The organism is bacterium, assembly GCA_021158245.1.
In the GTDB taxonomy this organism is placed as follows: Bacteria; Zhuqueibacterota; QNDG01; order QNDG01; family QNDG01; genus QNDG01.
The window spans coordinates 1-3,292 of sequence record JAGGVB010000149.1; the positions used below are offsets into that span (position 1 = coordinate 1).

The 3,292-nt window shown below is 37.8% G+C and carries 1 protein-coding gene; it reads left to right on the top strand.

Annotation, left to right across the window (positions count from 1 at the left end; genetic code table 11):
- The first annotated feature begins 2,710 nt into the window (after positions 1-2,710).
- A complete protein-coding gene (locus J7K93_07945; GenBank protein ID MCD6116931.1) occupies positions 2,711-3,085 on the top strand; it encodes a copper amine oxidase N-terminal domain-containing protein in 375 nt (124 codons plus the stop codon).
- Positions 3,086-3,292: the final 207 nt, after the last annotated feature.

Sequence of the window (3,292 nt, forward strand, 5' to 3'; positions counted from 1 at the left end):
TATCTTAATAATTTTTTCATATTTTCTATTCATCATATCTCCTTGGATGTTTTCATAGGCATATTATAACAAATGCCGAGGTTTTTGTCCAGTAGTTTCTTTGAATTTTTAAACACCCATTCTTCATAACGATTATTAAACCGATATTGATTACCCTTTTAAAAAGAGCGCGAAGACAGAGGGGGGGTTGTTGTGCGGAGCGCAGCGACAAAAAGGGGATCTTTGCACAACAATTTACCCCGTAATCTAAAAAAATTCATAAATTTTGAATTAGTATAAAAATGTAATATCATAAAGATCGGAAGGGGGTGTAAATATGTTGAATAAGCGATGGTCAGTCGTAGCCGTAATTATTCTTTTGTTTGTTTTTATTTTCGTTAATACTGGTTTTTGGAGTTACTCAAGCCTTTTTGCATTTGATGAAATTCCTGATGGAGAATGGGTGCCTTTGATTGATAACAATCTTATTTTTAATGTTACGGATATTGAGGTACTTCAAAATGGCGCACTTCTCTGTATTGCGAATGGCAAAATTATCAAATCTATTGATGATGGGAATACGTTTGAAGATGTTACCGGGAATATTAAAGAGAGCGTAAAATTTCTTGCCACTGATAATAGTAAAATATATGCAATTACTTCTTCATTTGTTTATCTCTCAAGTGATTCTGGTGCAACCTGGAAATTTTTGTGGGAAATAACCGATGATACAATCACATATGCCTGCGTGTTTGATGGCAATTTGTATATTGGCACTGGATTTGGTAAAGTGTTAATGAAGGATCAGTCAGATTTGTTTGATACCATTGTAGATGCAAATCTGCTAACCGTTAACTGTATTCTACTGGCTAAAAATTATCTTTACGTTGCAACTATAGATGGACTTTTCTTTGTTCAGGACGGTCAGTTAGTTGAAAATACGGCATTTAAGGGAGATAATGTTGCGTTTATAGTGGAATCAAAAGGCAGTATTCTTGCAATAAAATGGATACCTCACTATGGTGGTAGTGAGGGTTGGTCTACTATTACTGAATTGCATAAGAGTGAAGACGGGGTTGTGTTTGGCAAGCTACATGAATTTAGCAATACAGTGGTAGATGCGATTATCCCTGCGGATGATGGGGCCTACCTTATTTCTTCTGGGTCCGGTGTTTATTATTCTGGAGATTTAGCCAATTGGAATGTGCCGGCAGGTTTCAGTAGTTTGCCAGATGTTCTCTCTTTTACAGTTGATCCAACCAATAAAAATGTAATGTTTATTGGATCAGAAAATTCTATTTTAAAAAGCACAGATGCAGGGAAAACAGTTAATCCCCTGAAAGAAGGTTTTAATATTGATACCCTCCTGTTTAATTGTGTTTTATGCAGTGGCGATGTTGTTTTAACTGGCACAAACTACGGCATAATGCAAAAAAATGAAAAGGGACAATTTTTTGTTATAGGACTTCCAGACGAAAATATAAATTGCCTTATAGAATTTAATTCAAAGATATACGCGGGAAGCAATAATGATGTTTTTGTCCGGATACTGGACGAGTGGAAGCCATTGGGTATCAACAAACACATATATGCATTGGCAAAATCGGATGAATCGCTTTTTGTGGGGAGCAGCAGTGGAGTATACCGGGTGGATAATGCCGGTTTTGTAAAAGTAGGAGAAGGGCAAGTGCAGGGAAATATATACAGTCTATGTGTTTCCGGTGAGAAAGTATTTGCCGGGACAGGTTTTTCGGAAAACGGCGGGTTGTTCGTTTCAGAAAACAATGGGGAAACCTGGGAAAAAATACCAGATACACCTGGTACAGATATCACTTCAATTTTTTGCGACCAACAGGATCTATTTATCGGTACCTGGGTATTAGGTTTGCTCTATTCCGAAGATGGCGGGCTTGTGTGGGAAGAAAAAAATAATGGCCTGGGAGATCTCAATATTACCGGTATAAAATATGATTTTAGCAGCGGCATAATGTATTGCACTACCTCATTTGGCATATACTACTCTTCCAACAAAGGCGAGGAGTGGAGGCCTCTTGGGAGCGTTCTTTCTTCATCAAGAGTTCTCGGCCTATCTATTTGTAGCGGCACCATAATTGTTGTTTCCTGGGATGGTTTGTTCCAATGGGAAACAAATGTGCTCTCAGCAGAATGCGAAGAACTGTCCGTGTTTTTACACTGGGATGAATTTCCTGATAAAGCAAAAGTAAGTGGATATGAAATTTACCGGAGTGCGCAGAACGATACTGAGTGGGAACTTATCAAGGAGTTTGATATTGGGAACAATAATTACGTAGACAATACTGTGCAAAATGGCGTAAATTACTACTATTTTGTGAAGAGCTTTGATGACAAAACTCCTCCAAACTATTTTATTTCAAACGTGATTAGCGTTGTTCCGCATATAGATTCAACCCCGCCAGAAATAACTGTTTCTTTTCCTTCAAACTACTCAACAGTCGGCACTAATCTTGTTGTTGTAAAAGGCACAGTAACTGATGAATCAGGCATAGATAAGGTAACGGTAAATGGCAGTGAAGTTTCTGTTGCTTCTAACGGTTCATTCAGTAAAACAATTAATCTTTCAAAAGGCACAAATACAATAACAATTATTGCATTAGATAAAAAAGGCAATACCGCAACCAAAACAATCTCAGTAACGTATACCCCGTCTGCCCAGGAAACTATCATTACGCTTCAACCTGATAATTCATATATGACCGTAAACAATGTTTCTCAGGAGATAGATCCCGGCAGAGGAACAAAACCTGTAATCATTCCTGAATGGGGTAGAACAGTTGTTCCAATCCGAGCAATAGTTGAAGCATTGGGAGGAACAATAAGCTGGGACGGTACGGAGAGAAAAGTCACAATTAATTTTGACAATGCAACGATAGAACTATGGATAGATAGTCCAAGGGCAAAAGTAAACGGCACCATGGTATACATTGATTCAGACAACCATAGCGTGAAACCAATTATTGTAAATGACAGGACAATGCTTCCCTTAAGGTTTGTCGCTGAATCCCTCGGCTGTATCGTTGACTGGGACCCAAACACAAGAACAATAACAATTGCATACGGCGGGTAAATAAGTTAAAAACAATTAAATTTAGAAGGGGCAGTATCGAGCGAGTGTCTCCTAACCTCCTCAAATATGTCATTGCGAAGGTTTCGCAGGAACCTGCGGCAATCTCGCATTTATTCTTTTGTCATTTTTTTTTGCAATCATGTTTTTCTTCGTTCTCACAGATAAAAATTATCAAAAACTCCTAGAATAATTTGAAAATATTTGTAA

Bases quoted from the DNA above. Each gene is read 5' to 3' on its own strand.
- J7K93_07945 (MCD6116931.1), top strand. From the start codon at position 2,711: ATGACCGTAAACAATGTTTCTCAGGAGATAGATCCCGGCAGAGGAACA.